This window comes from Macrococcus equipercicus (assembly GCF_004359525.2).
In the GTDB taxonomy this organism is placed as follows: domain Bacteria; phylum Bacillota; class Bacilli; order Staphylococcales; family Staphylococcaceae; genus Macrococcus; species Macrococcus equipercicus.
In genome coordinates this window covers 40829-56940 of sequence record NZ_SCWC02000002.1, presented here as the reverse complement: position 1 = coordinate 56940, position 16112 = coordinate 40829, and the positions used below count along the sequence as shown (strand labels likewise).

Genomic DNA, 16112 nt, shown 5'->3' with positions numbered 1-16112 from the left:
TAAAATCTAATTAATGATAGTATTTAAGTAATCACTTAAATACTTAAATATAGGAGGAGTATGTGAAAGATCTGTTTAAAGCCCTATCAGATTCAAACAGAAGAAAAATATTGGATTTATTACAGGAATATGAAGAAATGACGGCAGGTGAGATATCTGAGTATTTTGATACCAGTAAGTCAAGTATCTCTCAGCATCTCAAGATATTGAGTCATGCAAGTCTTGTCTACTCCAGAAAAGAAGGTCAGTATATTTACTACAGTATTAACATATCAGTATTTGAAGAAATCATGCATTGGTTTTTAAAATTCAAAGAAAAGTAGGGATTAAATATGAGCAAGACATTGTTTAAAAGAACAAAACTATCGCTGATTATCATTTTATGCAGTATTATATTCTGGATCTATATGATACCTTCATTACCTGATTCTATACCCATGCAAGTAGAAGATGATGGAGTAGTTATTTGGACTACAAACAAATATATTGCTTCTTTATTTACAGTATTAACTATGGTATTGATTTACGCTATTATGCTTTATAAGCCTAAAGTTAAGAGTATGGATATCGATAGAAAAGATGCTTATGAAAGAGTCTATAGTTTTATAGTGAATACAGTAATCTTTCTGGTATTTATTGCGATTGTGGTCGTCGTTCTGAATGCCATGGGCCATACTCTAGAGCCGAACCGATTCGTTTTATTGGTGGGAGGATTCCTATTTGTTGTAATTGGTAATTACTTTCAGAAGATACCATTCAACTCTCCTATCGGTATCAAAGCGCCATGGACAGTAAATAATAAAACAATCTGGAGAAAGACACATCAGGCAGCCTCAACGATTAATTTAGTAATAGGATTTGTATTGTTATTAGCAGGAATCTTTAATCCTGCACTGTCTAAATATTTATTATTTATTGCTATATCAGGGTTTATTGTTCCGTTCTTATATTCAATATATTTAAATAAAAAACTAAAATATTAATCCTGTTTCAAAGTTTTTCAACATATAAAAGTACATTTTGGAAAAATCCAAAATGTGCTTTTATTGTTATTGAACAGTAAAAATAACGGTTATTTTTATTTCTCTTGCATACAGTTATAATATTCGTCTTATTTTCATTTACAAACTTCAGGATCGAATCAAAAGGCATTGCACGGTTGTAAGTAAGATGAAATTAATCAATCCAAAATATCTGCTTTACCAATGACATCATTAGAATTATTGTTGTTTCTAACAATTCTAATTTCACTTGGCTTACCCATTGCTTCGCCTTGAAGAACAATAAGTTCTTTAAATGAATTTAATATTAAGATCATCCATTTTTGTTTTAACATGGCCATCAACGTCAAATACTACTTTCCATAATGGCGATTGAACACTTAATAGATTTGTTGGCATTATAGATATATCCATCTCTAAACCATTATCAAAAAATGGCATAAGAAGATATATATTTTCTCTAAATATCCCTTCTTTAAGATAAACTGCTCCCATTCTCTCTAAAATTTCTTTGATTTCATCTTTTCTTTGTGTGACATCACCTTTATCCGCTACCATCATGTCTATATCAGAAAAATTGTCTTTAAAATTATTAACTCCAGAACCAATTTGAACTACTCCATCTATCTTTAAATTTCTTAACTCCTTTAGTAAATTATTAAATAGATTCATTCTTTCTTCATTAGTGTACATATTATGACCTCCACAATAAATAATCAATTTATCTATAAAAATATAAAAAAATTTACTCTTTATATTTTCTGAATATTATTTGTGTCTTCTCGTCTGCCAGCCATGTCTTCACTTTTTCTACATAATCGTATTTCTCATTATTTGCATTAATACCTTCTGCATCGTGTGTATGATATATATGATTCAACATGGTATCTTCATACAGATCGAAATAAGGGAGTTCATAATGACGTGCATATTCCAATTCATTTTCGTGCTTATGTATTATATATTTGAACTCAACTGACCAAGTCGCATCTTCATTCACTCTAAGAATTGCATAATTGGATCCTTTGCCTTTTGTTGCTGAAATAGCACCCGGATTAATGACTTTCCTTTCATCACCCATACCCACTTGTCTGATTAAAGGTTCATGGATATGTCCGTAGATGGCTACTTTAGCATCTGTATGGTCAAATAATCTTGTGAAGTTTGCAGCTGATTGATGCACTACTAAATCTCCACCATTGAATTTATCAGGTAAATTATGTGAAAGATGAAACTTAACGCCATTCACTTCTTTCTCCACTGTCATCGGTATGTCGAACATAAACTGAACCTGTTCGTCCGTCATTCCCTCCATCACATATTTGACAAGCTTAAATATATATACTTCTTCTGGATCCTCATAGTTAATCGTATCGTATTCTTCAATTACACTAGTAAAGCAGCCATCCCAATTTCCTTTTACAAACGCTGTAGTGTTTGATTTCTGAAGTAACTCAATGAGTTCTCCTCGTCCTGGTCCTGGCATAAGTAAATCACCAAGAAACCAGAACTCATCTACGCCATTTTCCCTTGCATCTCGAATGACATGTTCCACAGCCGTTATATTTCCGTGTATATCCGAAATCAATCCAATTTTCCTCATTTTTTACCCCTTTATTTTCCGACTATTCTAAATTATATATAATAATTATTTTTTTCTTCATGAGTATTTTTGCATTACTAATTGCAATATTAAACTACACAATTGAAAAATGCCTTCTGCACTAAACTAGATATGTATTTCTGCCCAAAGAAAACGTAATGTGTCATCAAAAATGTCCTATACACATTTTATTTCAAATAAATTTATGCTTATAGAAATATATAGTATTGTTTATTTTGATATCCATTCATATTGAATGTCAGGTAGATTTTCTTCATTTTCATGTCCTCTCCCAATGATTTTAAATCCATTTTTTTCATAAAATCGTTGTGCTTTTTCGTTTACTTCAAATGTATATAAAGTTAAATTCCCGCTTGATTTTGCTTTTACTTTATTTAGTAATGTTTGACCTATACCCATTCCTTGATAATCTATATGAATATAAAGTTGACTTATTTCCGTTTGATTAAAAGCAATCATTCCAACTACTTTTTCGTCAATTAAGGCTAAATTTATTTGAAACTGTTCAGGTAATATATTATTTAAAAAATAAACGTGATCAGCAAAGCTATGGATTTCTTTCTGACCAATTGCCTGCTCCTTACTATCTCGCCACATTTTCACTGTTTCTTCAGCATACTTCGGATCATACTGAGTCATTATAACTTGGTATCTATTCATGATTATATCTCCTCAATTTTTGTTTACTGCTTTTTTTGCTGTTTTCTTGTTATAAATGTATTGAATGCAACTTATAATGTATATCTAACTTTTATAAAATTTTTTCCTAGCTTCTCTCCCTAAAATGCTCCATTACTTTAACTACAGTTCTTCAAAACCTCTAATCACTTTTGCTTCATTATATATTTTTAATTTGAATTTTAATCATCCAGCAGGCTTGATGTAATAAGTTTTTTATTTTTCTTTAAATACTCAATATCATCAAAATAAAGTTTCAAATGCCCATCTTCAATGTTCTTTTCAAAATGGCTTATATTATTATTTGCCTGTTCTTGCATATAACTAGTTAAACTCATTAATCTGTTAATAAGTATATCCATAAAAACTATTTTATCTTCTCTACTCAATCCATAAGAATTAATAAAATGCTTCAATCTTAGTATCTGTTCGGATAACTCAAGGTTTGAGTCTGGATTCTTTGGATTTTTTAATGGAACCCATCTATAACATGCATATGTTATGTCCCACAGCTTTGATCCCGGATGTACTGTATCAAAATCAATGATACCTACAGCTTTTCCGTTTAGTACCGTCACATTGTACGGTGCTATATCTCCATGGCACATTACTTCGTGATTAGTATTACTCTTTAACATCCATGTTTCGTTTTTATCAAGTTTCTTCTCTATAAATTTACTGCTCACATCGTGGTATCTTTTTAACAGAATCGCCGTTGACTTTAATAACTCATCATCTAACGCTTCTTTCGGCAGAGGATAATGATATACCTCCCCTTCCATATATGTGACAGTTTCTGTGCTGTCATCAAGTGCTATAGGTTTAGGCACAAAATCAATTCCTTCTTTATGTAAAAAATTTAAAAATTTATGTACTGAATATGTCCAATTATTTCTAGGCCTACTCACACCACTTCCTTGTTTAAAAATACTATTTTGTCTTCCGCCTTTCAGTTCTTTGTTTTCCATTTATGCTAACTCCTCACATGCAATTATATGATCTGCAAACTTTATTAAAATAAAATATTATAACAAAAAAATTCTCTAAATCTCTTTCTATCAAGTAAAGTATCATCTAAATCGAAAATAACAGTTGAATATTGCATAAAAGGGCTCCTGATTAATTAAATAAAATCTTTTATTAATTATACTATTTTTTACAAGAATATTATGAAACAAATAGTATAATAATGATATAACATAAAAAAGGAGAATATTTCATGATTATTAGAGAATTTAAGATCGAAGATTTAAATGAAGTAGCTGAACTTCTGAATGCCTATCGTATGTTTTACAAAAAAGATTCAGATATTGATGCCTGTAAGTCTTTCCTAGAAGAAAGGTATCATAATCATCAATCAAAGATTTTTGTCGCTGAGGAAACTAATATCATCGGCTTTGTACAGATTTATCCTATATTCTCCACAGTTAGTCTGCAGCGCGCTTATATTTTGAATGACCTTTATGTAAGTTCCAGCAATCGTTCATCAGGTGCAGGTCAAAAACTTATTGAGAAAACATTTGAATATGCAAAAGAAAACAACGCTAAATATATATGTTTAGAGACTGGACAAAATAATATCAATGCACAGAACCTGTATAAAAAGATGGGAATGGAAGTAGATGAGAGTGTCTATCATTTTTCAAAAGGTTTTTAAAATCTGAATATCGAAGGTATCAAGCACTTCATCAATGAGATGGTTATCAAACTCTTTTGCTCTGTCGGTATGAAACATCTGTACTTCTCTCAGATCATGTCTGATTGAAATTTTTCTTTATTAATTATAGTAAATTATTATATGTAATTTTTATAATCTCTTAATAGCTCTATTTATCAATTGAAATAAATTTTCTGAATCTCTTTTTTATTAAAATATTAACTGCTGGGGCTATTAAATTTTCCTTTGCCATATCTATATACTGAATATCAGTTATTTCATTAGACTTTATAATTTTTTCTAAATTTTCGTATATATAACATCTTAATTCCACTTGATTTTCATTATCAGGATAAGCTGGCGCGGTAATAGTATCTAAATATGTAATTTTATTTTCTTCCAATGTTACTGATAATTCTTCTTTAATTTCTCTTATTAAAGCTTGAATATCATTTTCTCCTTTTTCTATTTTCCCTCCTGGTAAATAATATTTTTCATTTTCCCTCACCTTAACTAGTAATATTTTATCATCTACAATATTAACTAGGTTTGCACAAACATACTTATTCATTTTAATGCTCCTCCTTGAAATAATCCCCTATTCAAACAATAATTTGGATGATATGAATACTCTCTATGAAAAATTGAAACGCTTTAATCATTTATATCTATCCAGAATCTGTTAGTAATGTTCCCATCTTCTCTATTGTACGAAATGTCTTGGACGCCTCCATTGTTTAAAATCACCTGACGTGATGCTATGTTCTCTTCATCACAGGTTATAAGCGCCCGTTCTACCCCTAAAGATGAAAGAAATTTTAATGATTGCGCCAGGATCACTGTTGCATAACCTTGTCCTCTTTTATCAGGTCTTACCCCACAGCCAATATGACCACCCGTATTGATAAGAAAATCATTTAGATAGTGTCGGATATTTGAAGACCCAATGATTTTATTACCTTCTATATAGAAGAGTGTCGTATTCAGCACTTCATAGCTTGTTTCTCTTTCACCCAGAATCTGAATAAACTGCTCGAATGAAAGATACTGATTCATGTTTGTTACAGTAGGTACAATAGAATCCTTTTCTTTTCCCCATGCATTAAAGTACTCATTAAACAAATCTTTGTCTGCGATAGTCAGCCGTCTGAACTCACTCATATATGTTGCACCCCTTTTAATCCTTCGTATACTCTTCTTCAAGATGTAATTTTAGATACGTCTTTGTTTATCATCCCATTGTAAGCAGCATCATAGACAGCTTGAGCTGGGATCTCAGTCCCAGATAACAAGTCTTAATTCAGCAACAACTTTTAATTTGTTATTAATAATAGCTTTTACAGCAATGTTGACTATCTACAATGTAACTCATTGAGCAGTCTTGATATGATTAATAGCTTTTTTCAAGTTTTATCAGTGATAATTTTTCATTTTACTCTGGAATATTAGCTAATAGTTATAGTGCTGAAAGAATAATGGTATCTATAATAATAACTAGGGGATATTATTTTTATAATGGTGATTTGCCTTCAAATTGGTGTATTTCAAATGAAATTATGATTTTTCTATATATTAATTTTCGGCAATTTTTTTACTCGTTAGATTTCTCCTTATCTATATAAATATAGTTATAAAGACATATCGCTAAAATTACTAGGGGGATGTTGACACATAATCTTACGAGTAGAGTATTCGTTCCTCCTGATAAGAAGGGGATAAATAGAAATTCACTAAGTGAGAATGCAACAATTAAAAATATAATCAGTACTAAACTATTCATATGATTATCTCCTTGTACTGCAACTTATTGAATAACCAAATTTCTTTGATTTACCAATAACCTCCCTTATAGGAGTTGTCCAATCAAGTGTTGACGATTCACTTTGGATAAAGCCACACTTAATCGGTTCGGTAACTTCCTTATTCCTTTTATAGATTTATTTTTCATGATTGGTTCTAATTATCAATGCTTCTTTATAAGTGATTTTCTCATCAGTCATAATTTCCCTTCTTCTTTATCAACTGGTTTGAACGACTTATAATTATTAATTGTCGGAAATAATGTCATCATATAGAGATACATCACATATAAATCTACTGAAATATAATTGTCTGAATGACTCGCATGATAAATCATTATGCCGGCAATTATGGTATAAAGAACAATACCGGATAAATATAATAGAGGACTCTTCTGCAGAAAACGAAATCTTCTTATCTCACTTGCGATTGTAAACAGAAAAAAGACAAATGAGTAATAGTAGATATACAGAGCGAGTGTGACATGTTCATCAATCATCGACTCTTTAGATTTAGCATCAAGTACACTGTCATAATCAGCAGAACTGATTATATGTGGAAGAACTAAGCAAATAAGCAACAACACCAAAGTAATCCATTGATGATACTTATAGCGGCTGTCATTGTCCCAGTCTTTGAAGTTAAATGTGTTGGAAAAGTAATAGCTAGTTGAGCTACGTAAATTATACTCGTCGTGAAATTTATCCATCTCATCAAATCCTGATTCCAATATTAATGATAATGATTACAAGGAGAAACACAAACGAGAGAATCACTTTTACTGTGCTTCTTTCAATCCACGATAAAACAATAATCGTAATCGCTATTCCAAATACAGCAATATCACCCACAATACCTATTTTATAAGGTGTAAGGTTCTTAACGATGAAGCTGATGCCTAAGAGTGCCATGAAGAACATCAGCACTTTATCACCGCTTTTATTTGATTTCTCCTCCATTATGTCCTCTTCTCTATTTATCATGATTCTCGCCATCCCCTCTTTTTAATTTTATTGACGTAGCCAGTATTGGTCATGAAGATTGCGGCATATACAGGCAGCATAACCAGCAGGATCTGAGGCTGCATCTTCAACATCAGCATCGCCATCAGATAAACAGCACTGCCAATAACAGCAACCAAAACGACGGCTATATAAGGTCCAGCGTTCTTTCCCCGTTTATGAAACATCCTGAGTTCCGTCGGCAGAGTTGTTAAAATCAATACGCTTAAAAAGCTGATGATATATACACCCGTTCCAAACGAATCCCAGAACAACTGCCGATCCAGTTCCTTTTGCGGCAGATTATAGAACGCTTCATCGTGTAAGCCATATATAAAACTGTAGATCACCCAGCTTATAAATAGTATTGTAAACAGCGGTAAAAACATGGTTTTATGCTTATCATACATTTGATAGCTGATGGGTGCTTTCGGCTTGAAAAAGTTGCGTCTATAATCCTGCCAGGCCTCTTTGTAAGTAATTTTCTCTGTCATAATTTTTCTCCTGCCGCTTATTTAAAGTAATAGTTACCCAATGTCGTGAAACTCGGTATCAAATATGCCAACATAATTGCGAGCAACGTTAGTTGCTGGTGCGTCATCACTGCGTAAATATAATAGCCAAGTATAGCGATAAAAAATATAAGATGCGTCACCTGATAAAGTAATGGCGATTTCCCCCGCATATGAAACATTCTCATTTCCGTCGGATAATTGACAATAGCAACAAGTATCACTGTCACTAGAAAGAACAGAAACCCATTTGAATTTAAATCTGAGGTCATTGTCAATCCAAACATCAAAAGTATGAAGGGCAGAATTGTTAACCGCCCTACCCAAAGCTGATTTTTATACGCTTCTTCCGTAATCGGCGCAGTGAAATTGACCAAATTGCGGAAGTAATCAAGCCATGCTGCTTTAAAGCTGTTCATTAAAAAGCCACCTCCATCCTTATACTGTTAGTATAAATGATAAAGGTGGTATTCAATAGTAATATTTGTATTTTTAAGGAATATTTAATGTTTATCCCACATTATTTAGTGCCTGTCTTATAGTATTGAGAGATGTGATAATGTTTTCTCTCCTATTTGTCTCCAGTCTGCCGACGACTACACCGTTCTATCAGTTATTGAATTAGTGTCTACTCTAATAAAGTCAGAGTTATTTGTCAGACATTTTAGCTGCGGCACTTGATCAGCCTTTGAAATGATACATCAGAATACCGGCGCAGACCCCGACATTCAGGCTTTCTGCCTGGCCGTAAATCGGGACATATAGATTCTCGTCCGCTGCCGCCAGAATCTCTTCGTCAACACCTTGTCCTTCATTGCCGAGCACAATCATGAATGACTCCGGCACTGCTGCGTCTTTATAGTTTTTTGCGTCCTTCAGACTTGTGCCGAATACTTTCCCCAAGAAGTCTTCCTTCACTTCACTGAAGTCTGCTTCTATGACCGGCAGATGGAAGACACTGCCCTGACTCGCGCGCAGCACTTTGTCGTTATAGATGTCGACTGTCCCTTTTGAGATAACGACGCCGTCCAGTCCTGCTGCGTCTGCTGTGCGGATGATCGTGCCGACATTGCCCGGGTCCTGGATGCGGTCAAGATAGACGAGCTGCTTGAAGTCAGCCAGTTCGTGCTGCGGCATATTACAGACGGCGTATATCCCTTGCGGTGATTCTGTCTGAGATAGTTTCTCGGCAATTTTGAATGTGATCTGATACTGCTCCTTGCTCGCTTCCACCATTTCTTCAGAGATATCATCGGGATTGACACTCAGTATGGTCTCCACTTCAAGGCCGCTCTTCACGGCTTCTTCCACCAGATGATAACCTTCCACAAGAAACTGCTGCGCCTTCTTGCGGTCCTTACGCGTATGCAGTTTTGCAATGTTCTTGATTCTCGTATTCTGTACTGATTCGATGAGTTCCATATCATCACTCCATTCACTCTATTGTTATCTTTATTATAAACTAATTCAAAGACGTGAGATACTCGTCATCTATTTCATTATATTGTTATTTTGTCACATTTTAACGGTTGATAATGGATTAAAAGGGAATAAATCTAAAGCAACCTATTTTGTAAGGAGGAACCTAATAATGTATGATGTCATATTTATCGGTAGTGGTCATGCAGCCTGGCACGCAGCAGTGGCGCTTGCCAGCCAGAAGATGAAAGTCGCACTGATTGAAAAGGATACGCTAGCCGGCACATGCACCAACTTCGGCTGTAATCCGAAGATTTTGCTTGAGTCACCGTTTGAGGTGCTGGATGATATCGACCGTCTTGGTGATATCTTCACAAACCGTCCTGAGGTGAGCTGGGAGCATCTGATGCGCTACAAACATAAGGTCATTGATCCGCAGAAAGATAGACTCGCTGAAGTCTTCAACAAAGCCGGTATTGAGATCATTGAAGGCGAAGGCTTGATAACAGACGAACATACGGTGAAGGTCGGCGATCAGTCCTATCAGGCTAAATATATCGTCATCGCGACAGGTCAGCGCAGTCATCGGCTTAATATCCCAGGTCAGGAACATCTCCGTGACAGCCGTGACTTTATGGATCTAAAATCATTCCCTGAGCATATTACCTTTATCGGTGGCGGTTATATCAGTATTGAGTTCGCTTCTATTGCGAGCAAATTCGGCTCAGAAGTCCATGTCATTGTGCACTCTGACAAGATTCTGAAAGCCTTCCACCAGCCCCATGTCAAAATGCTGATCGACAAGCTGGAGGAGGAGAACGTTACCTTCCACTTCAATGAAGATACAGAGAAAGTCGAAGAGAAGGATGGCCGTCTGACCTTGACGACCCAATCAGGAACGACACTAGAGACTGACTATATCGTTGATGCGACTGGCCGTGTGCCGAACGTTGAGAACATCGGCCTTGAGACAGTGGGCATCGACTACAGTGATAAAGGGATCAAAGTCAACTCTCATCTGCAGACATCTGTTCCGCATATTTATGCGAGCGGTGATGTGCTGGACAAATCCATTCCTAAGCTGACGCCGACTGCAAGCTTTGAATCGAATTATATCGCCCTTCAAATCATCGCACGTGAAGCCAAACTCTTCAGTCCGAAGAAAGCGCTCGAACTTCTGCCGATCAAGTATCCGGCGATTCCTTCAGTCGCTTATACTCTGCCCCGTCTGTCACAGGTCGGCATGCCGATCAGCGAGGCTGAGGATAAAGGTTATAAGATCAGGACCATTAAGTTCGGCGAATACATGCGCTTTGAGTATAAGAATGAACTGGATGCTGAAATGGTGATTGCTCTCGATAAGAAAAATCATGTGGCGGGTGCTGCTATCTTTGGTCATAACGCAGCAGATCTCATCAACATCATGACCTTTATCGTCGAGAAGGAACTGTCAGCGAAAGACCTCAATCTGATGATCTTCGCTTTCCCGAGTGAATCAAGCGGCATACTGGATCTCTTGAAGATTGAGATGCTGGACCTTGATATTGAGTGATAAAAAAAGACTGCCTCGGCAGTCTTTTTTTCGCGGTATCTTTTCATCCGATCAGTACAAAAATGATAGCACTTATGATAGATGCTCGTAAGTCTGCTCAATGATCTGGTCTACTCTATCATCCGTGAGTTCAGCGAGCACTGCGTTGACCAGTTCGAGCGCACCATTATAGTCACGCCGGTTCATCATTGACACATTGGAGTGGATATAGCGCGTCGGGACACCGATAGATAGAGCAGGTATGCCGTCTAAACTTTGCGCGATGTTCCCGGCATCTGTATAGCCGCCGGTCAGATAATCGAACTGAACCTTGATGTCATGCTTCTCTGCCACATCTGTGACGAACCGTCTGAACGATGGATGCGAAATATGCCACGCATCGATCAGCACAACAATCGGGCCGTCACCCATCTTGGTGCTTCCGCTCATGCCGGGTGTCTTTGTACAGATGCCGACGTCAAGCGCAATAGCAAGAGACGGCTTCACGGTGTGTGCTGCTGTCTTTGCGCCGCGTGACATCGTCTCTTCCTGCGTGACTGCTCCTGCCACTACTGTGATCTCCTCATTGCTGTATGTTTCCAGCGCCTCAACAGCGAGCGCACAGCCGAAACGGTTGTCCCATGCTTTCGCCAGCAGATAGTCGGGATTCGTCATCACTTCAAACTCACTGTACGGCGTCACGGGGTCACCGATCCGTATACCGGTAGCAAGCACCTCAGCTTTTGAGTCCACGCCGATATCTATGAACATATTCGGGACGCTGGCTGCCTGTTCTTTCTCCTGGACACCGAGTACATGCGGCGGCTTACCACCGATGACCCCTCTGACCGCTCCTCTGCTGCCGGTGATCGTCAATTTCTGACTGAGCATGACGTTCGCCCACCAGTAGCCGAGGTTCGTGAACTTGATGAAGCCGTCATCAGTAATAGCAGTCACCATAAACCCGATCTCGTCCAGATGGCCCGCCAGCATGACAGCATGTTTCCCTGTCCCTTTCTTTCTGCCGAATATGCTGCCTGTATTGTCCCGGATGATATCATCTGCGACCGGCTCCAGGTAACTCTTCATGAGCCGTGTCATCGGTCCTTCAAATCCTGACGGTGCATTGCAGTCGGTCAAAGCCTTGAAACGCGCTAACTGTTGATCCAAAAAAACATCCCCTTTGTCTGTATTACTCCCAGTATAAAGAGTTATCTGATTGTTGCCAACACAAAAAAAAGGAAGCACTATTGTGCCTCCTTGATCAAACTAGCGATGTGCATTATTGTGAGCGACTTCTTTACCAGGTCTGTTGAATACCGTGCGGTCGACGAATTTGTGGAAGAACAGCCATTCGCCGCCAGTGATTGCTAAAGCAGACAATAAAGAAGGCCAGAACATATCATCATTGTTCCCTGTCAATGCTCTTGCCATCAACCAGATGACTAAAAATGACAGGACTAAATCTGCTAATGATGCAAGGCCGTTACGTTTCGTGAATTCACCAGAACGTCCCGCTTTATTGAAGATGCCGAGGTCACCGAGCAGATAGGCAAGCAGTGTTGTCACTAAACTGATCCATAACGTGTCCATGAACGGCACATTGAAGATTAAAGTCAAAACAATAAACAGAACGAGCGCAATCACGATGAATTTCACGACTAATGCTTTTAAATGGTCCATCATTTCCCTCCTCTCCTCATTGACGTCTTACTGTCAGAAATACCCTGACATTGAGAGGATAAACGAAAAATCGGACATATTCATTCAGAATATATTTATTTTTACAGTTATTCCACATAAAAAAACCGCGGTGCACGTCAGCACTGCGGTTTCGTCTATTATTTATTTAAAGCGTTTTTCGCTTGAGTCACTAACTCAGCAAATGCTTTTTCGTCAGAGATTGCGATCTCTGATAACATTTTACGGTTGATGTCGATGCCGGCTACTTTAAGACCGTTCATTAAACGGCTGTAGCTGATGTCATTCATACGTGCAGCCGCATTGATACGTGCGATCCATAATTTACGGAAGTCACGTTTTTTCTGACGACGGTCACGGTATGCATATTGACCTGATTTCATTACTTGTTGTTTTGCTACTCTGTATAATGTATGTTTTGAACCGAAATAACCTTTTGCTAATTTAATGGTTCTTTTGCGACGGGCACGCGTCACTGTTCCACCTTTAACTCGTGGCATGATAATTCCTCCTTAGTATAATCCTATTATTATTTTACGTATGTTAACATTTGTGCAACGCGTTTTTGATCGCCTTTAGAGACTAATGACGCTTTACGTAATCCGCGTTTTTGTTTAGTTGATTTGTTTGCGAAAAGGTGAGAAGTATAAGCTCTAGAACGTTTCAATTTACCTGAACCAGTTCTTTTAACGCGTTTTGCTCCTCCGCGGTGAGTTTTCATTTTAGGCATTGTATTGTCCTCCTAGTTTTGTTTTTTGTCGACGATTGGTGCGAGCATCAGGAACATCGAACGACCATCCATCTTCGGTTTTTGTTCCACTGTAGCGATATCTTTACACTCATCAGCAAATTTCTCAAGCACTCGCTGACCAAATTCCTTATGCGTGATTGCACGACCTCTGAAGCGGATAGATACTTTAACTTTATCGTTCTTCTCAAGGAATTTACGACCGTTTTTCAACTTCGTATTAAAGTCATTATCTTCAATGGTCGGGCTTAATCTGATTTCTTTGACAACAACAATCTTCTGATTTTTACGTGCTTCTTTTTCTTTCTTCTGCTGTTCGAACTTGAACTTACCGTAGTCCATGATCTTAGCAACAGGCGGTTTAGCGGTCGGCGCAACTAGTACGACGTCCAAATTCACACGTTCAGCGATTTCAAGGGCTTCGAACTTAGTCTTTACACCCAGCTGTTCTCCATCATGTCCGATTAATCGAAGTTCTCTTGCACGGATTTTGTCATTGATTTGCGTTTGATCTTTAGCTATGATTGACACCTCCTATTGGATTTACTCGACGAACAAAAAAAACGCGGGTGCACAAGGCACCCGCAAGACATGTTTAATCATGTTATTTTACCCTGTAACGGCTCGTGGCGTCTTCAGGGTGAGAAGCGGGATGCTTCTACTTGTCCGTTTCGTATTCAACAGACTAAAGTATAACAGGATTAATGACGTATGTCAAACATTAATTTTTTCGTATTCGCTCATATCGTGGGACTGTGATAAGTCGACTTGTGTCAGTGGAATCTTCTTCGTTTTATATTTCAGTTTATGATAGAAGTAGAAGAACAGAAATACCGGGATTCCCATGTAAGTGATCAGGACAGACTTCCATTCAAACTTACCGCCGGTCACAAGATCCACATCCTGCCCCAAAATAACGAGCAGACAGAGCGCAAAGGCAAACAGCGGGCCGAACGGGAACAGTTTCGCGCGGTATTTCAGTACAGATAAGTCTTTGTTCTGAGCGTAAAACGCGCGTCTGAAACGGTAATGGCTGACCGCTATACCGAGCCAGGCGATGAAGCCGGTCATCCCGCTTGCAGCGACGATATATTCATAGGCACCGTTAGCAAGACGCTCGACCAGGAAGATCAGAATCACTACTACAAATGTTGCGAGCAGACTTGGAATCGGCACACCCTGCTTATTCACTTCTGAGAATTTCTTTGAGGCCAGGCCGTCTTTACCCATGGCATACAGCATACGTGTCGATGCATACATCCCTGAGTTACCTGCTGACAGGATCGATGTCAGGATGACCGCGTTCATGAATGATGCGGCAAACGCAAGACCTGCATTCTCGAACACAAGCGTAAACGGTGATTTCGCGATATCATCTCCGCCCATCAAGTTCGGGTTGGTGTATGGGATGATCAGACCGATGATCAGAATCGCGAGAATATAGAAAATCAGAATACGCCAGAACACCTGGTTGATCGCCTTCGGAATAGTTTTCTCCGGCTCTTCTGATTCACCGGCCGTGATGCCGACAAGCTCTGTCCCCTGGAAGCTGAATCCTGCCACAAGGAATACGCCGAGAATGGTCAGGAACGACTGCGTCATATTCTGTCCGAGAAACGGCGCATCTCCTGCGGTAAAGTTTGAGAAGCCGATATACTCGCCGCCGAGAATACCGAAGATCGTCAAGAGGCCGATTCCGATGAATAAAATAACTGTCACTACTTTGACGAGGGCGAACCAGTATTCGCTCTCGCCGTACACTTTCACGCTGAGTGTATTCAGACCGAAAATTATCGCAAGGAACACAAGGCTCCATGCCCATGCCGGCATGAAGTCAAAGACACTCCAGTACTTGATGACGGAACTTGCGATACTGACATCAGCGGCGACCGTGATCACCCAGTTGAACCAGTAGTTCCAGCCGAGGGCAAAGCCGAGGGACGGATCAACAAAGCGCGTTGCATAAGTTGAGAATGACCCTGAAATCGGTAAGTATGTCGCCATCTCACCAAGACTTGTCATCAGGAAGAAGACCATAAGACCGATGACGGCGAATGCAAGCAGCGCACCGCCTGGACCTGCTTCCCGTATAGCACCGCCTGAGGTCATAAACAGGCCGGTGCCGATACAGCCGCCGATTGCAATCATCGAGATATGCCGGGGCTTTAATTTACGTTGTACTTCTGTATTACTCATATGTCACCTCTTGTCACACAAAAAGAGGTGCACATCCATAGATGCACACCAATATATTGGTTTAAGTAGCGCATCACGGATGTGACAGTCTGACATATCTTCTACGTCAGCCCAGCAGCTCCTTGTTATCATCAGGAGTCACTTCGGCAATGTCACCTTTCGTCCTGCGTCATTTACGTGATACCGTATCTGCAGAGTTACTCATCTTCATTGCAACCTCTACCTCTTTTTGAGGAATATTATA

Annotated in this window: 21 protein-coding genes, 1 riboswitch and 1 other annotated feature; of the genes, 4 read left to right on the top strand and 17 right to left on the bottom strand. The window is 38.4% G+C overall.

Annotation, left to right across the window (positions count from 1 at the left end):
- The first annotated feature begins 62 nt into the window (after window positions 1-62).
- Window positions 63-323, top strand: coding sequence for an autorepressor SdpR family transcription factor (locus tag ERX35_RS02815; protein ID WP_149458406.1), 261 nt, complete (start codon window positions 63-65; stop codon window positions 321-323).
- A gap of 9 nt (window positions 324-332) precedes the next feature.
- On the top strand, window positions 333-983 hold the full coding sequence (locus ERX35_RS02810; protein WP_149458405.1) for an SdpI family protein: 651 nt from the start codon (window positions 333-335) through the stop codon (window positions 981-983).
- 309 nt (window positions 984-1292) lie between these two features.
- Here the strand turns inward: ERX35_RS02810 and ERX35_RS02805 are convergent, their stop codons facing one another.
- From ERX35_RS02805 to ERX35_RS02790, 4 genes are all read right to left on the bottom strand, one after another.
- Window positions 1293-1694 (bottom strand): hypothetical protein, encoded by a 402-nt coding sequence (locus tag ERX35_RS02805; protein WP_149458404.1) that lies wholly within the window; start codon window positions 1692-1694, stop codon window positions 1293-1295.
- A 52-nt stretch (window positions 1695-1746) separates the two neighbouring features.
- A complete protein-coding gene (locus ERX35_RS02800) occupies window positions 1747-2604 on the bottom strand; it encodes a metallophosphoesterase family protein (protein WP_149458403.1) in 858 nt (285 codons plus the stop codon).
- Between the two features lie 231 nt (window positions 2605-2835).
- Window positions 2836-3285 (bottom strand): GNAT family N-acetyltransferase, encoded by a 450-nt coding sequence (locus ERX35_RS02795; protein WP_149458402.1) that lies wholly within the window; start codon window positions 3283-3285, stop codon window positions 2836-2838.
- A gap of 200 nt (window positions 3286-3485) precedes the next feature.
- Window positions 3486-4271, bottom strand: a complete 786-nt coding sequence (locus ERX35_RS02790) for an aminoglycoside phosphotransferase family protein (protein ID WP_149458401.1) — start codon at window positions 4269-4271, stop codon at window positions 3486-3488.
- A 251-nt stretch (window positions 4272-4522) separates the two neighbouring features.
- Between ERX35_RS02790 and ERX35_RS02785 the strand changes: the two genes are divergently transcribed.
- Complete coding sequence (locus ERX35_RS02785; protein WP_149458400.1) at window positions 4523-4960, top strand: GNAT family N-acetyltransferase; 438 nt, start codon at window positions 4523-4525, stop codon at window positions 4958-4960.
- Between the two features lie 169 nt (window positions 4961-5129).
- Here the strand turns inward: ERX35_RS02785 and ERX35_RS02780 are convergent, their stop codons facing one another.
- The 7 genes from ERX35_RS02780 to ERX35_RS02750 form a co-directional block, all read right to left on the bottom strand.
- On the bottom strand, window positions 5130-5531 hold the full coding sequence (locus ERX35_RS02780; RefSeq protein WP_149458399.1) for an NUDIX hydrolase: 402 nt from the start codon (window positions 5529-5531) through the stop codon (window positions 5130-5132).
- An 83-nt stretch (window positions 5532-5614) separates the two neighbouring features.
- Window positions 5615-6121 carry a GNAT family N-acetyltransferase gene (locus tag ERX35_RS02775; RefSeq protein WP_149458398.1) on the bottom strand — a complete coding sequence of 169 codons (507 nt, stop codon included), beginning with the start codon at window positions 6119-6121 and terminating at the stop codon, window positions 5615-5617.
- Window positions 6122-6956: 835 nt separating this feature from the next.
- Window positions 6957-7469, bottom strand: a complete 513-nt coding sequence (locus ERX35_RS02770; RefSeq protein ID WP_149458397.1) for a hypothetical protein — start codon at window positions 7467-7469, stop codon at window positions 6957-6959.
- Between the two features lie 4 nt (window positions 7470-7473).
- The gene (locus tag ERX35_RS02765) at window positions 7474-7719 is read right to left on the bottom strand and encodes a hypothetical protein (protein ID WP_149458396.1); all 246 of its coding nucleotides are present in this window, start codon (window positions 7717-7719) and stop codon (window positions 7474-7476) included.
- Window positions 7720-7739: 20 nt separating this feature from the next.
- Entirely contained in the window at window positions 7740-8255 is a 516-nt protein-coding gene (locus ERX35_RS02760) for a hypothetical protein (protein WP_149458395.1), read from the bottom strand.
- 17 nt (window positions 8256-8272) lie between these two features.
- Entirely contained in the window at window positions 8273-8692 is a 420-nt protein-coding gene (locus tag ERX35_RS02755) for a hypothetical protein (protein WP_149458394.1), read from the bottom strand.
- A 262-nt stretch (window positions 8693-8954) separates the two neighbouring features.
- Window positions 8955-9695 (bottom strand): TrmH family RNA methyltransferase, encoded by a 741-nt coding sequence (locus ERX35_RS02750; RefSeq protein WP_149458393.1) that lies wholly within the window; start codon window positions 9693-9695, stop codon window positions 8955-8957.
- Window positions 9696-9864: 169 nt separating this feature from the next.
- Between ERX35_RS02750 and ERX35_RS02745 the strand changes: the two genes are divergently transcribed.
- The gene (locus ERX35_RS02745) at window positions 9865-11244 is read left to right on the top strand and encodes a dihydrolipoyl dehydrogenase family protein (RefSeq protein WP_149458392.1); all 1380 of its coding nucleotides are present in this window, start codon (window positions 9865-9867) and stop codon (window positions 11242-11244) included.
- 72 nt (window positions 11245-11316) lie between these two features.
- On the opposite strand, the gene ERX35_RS02740 is transcribed toward ERX35_RS02745, so the two are convergent.
- The 6 genes from ERX35_RS02740 to ERX35_RS02715 all read right to left on the bottom strand — a co-directional run bounded on the left by ERX35_RS02740 (window position 11317) and on the right by ERX35_RS02715 (window position 15868).
- Window positions 11317-12393, bottom strand: coding sequence for a M42 family metallopeptidase (locus ERX35_RS02740; protein WP_170234511.1), 1077 nt, complete (start codon window positions 12391-12393; stop codon window positions 11317-11319).
- Between the two features lie 99 nt (window positions 12394-12492).
- Window positions 12493-12906, bottom strand: a complete 414-nt coding sequence (locus ERX35_RS02735) for a YndM family protein (RefSeq protein WP_149458391.1) — start codon at window positions 12904-12906, stop codon at window positions 12493-12495.
- A 158-nt stretch (window positions 12907-13064) separates the two neighbouring features.
- On the bottom strand, window positions 13065-13424 hold the full coding sequence (rplT, locus tag ERX35_RS02730; RefSeq protein ID WP_149458390.1) for a 50S ribosomal protein L20: 360 nt from the start codon (window positions 13422-13424) through the stop codon (window positions 13065-13067).
- A gap of 29 nt (window positions 13425-13453) precedes the next feature.
- Window positions 13454-13654, bottom strand: coding sequence for a 50S ribosomal protein L35 (gene rpmI / locus ERX35_RS02725; protein ID WP_012657249.1), 201 nt, complete (start codon window positions 13652-13654; stop codon window positions 13454-13456).
- 12 nt (window positions 13655-13666) lie between these two features.
- Window positions 13667-14203, bottom strand: a complete 537-nt coding sequence (gene infC / locus ERX35_RS02720) for a translation initiation factor IF-3 (protein WP_149458389.1) — start codon at window positions 14201-14203, stop codon at window positions 13667-13669.
- A gap of 20 nt (window positions 14204-14223) precedes the next feature.
- Window positions 14224-14342, bottom strand: a sequence feature (ribosomal protein L20 leader region).
- A gap of 44 nt (window positions 14343-14386) precedes the next feature.
- Entirely contained in the window at window positions 14387-15868 is a 1482-nt protein-coding gene (locus ERX35_RS02715; RefSeq protein ID WP_149458388.1) for an amino acid permease, read from the bottom strand.
- Between the two features lie 58 nt (window positions 15869-15926).
- Window positions 15927-16098, bottom strand: a riboswitch (Lysine riboswitch).
- Between the last annotated feature and the right edge of the window lie 14 nt (window positions 16099-16112).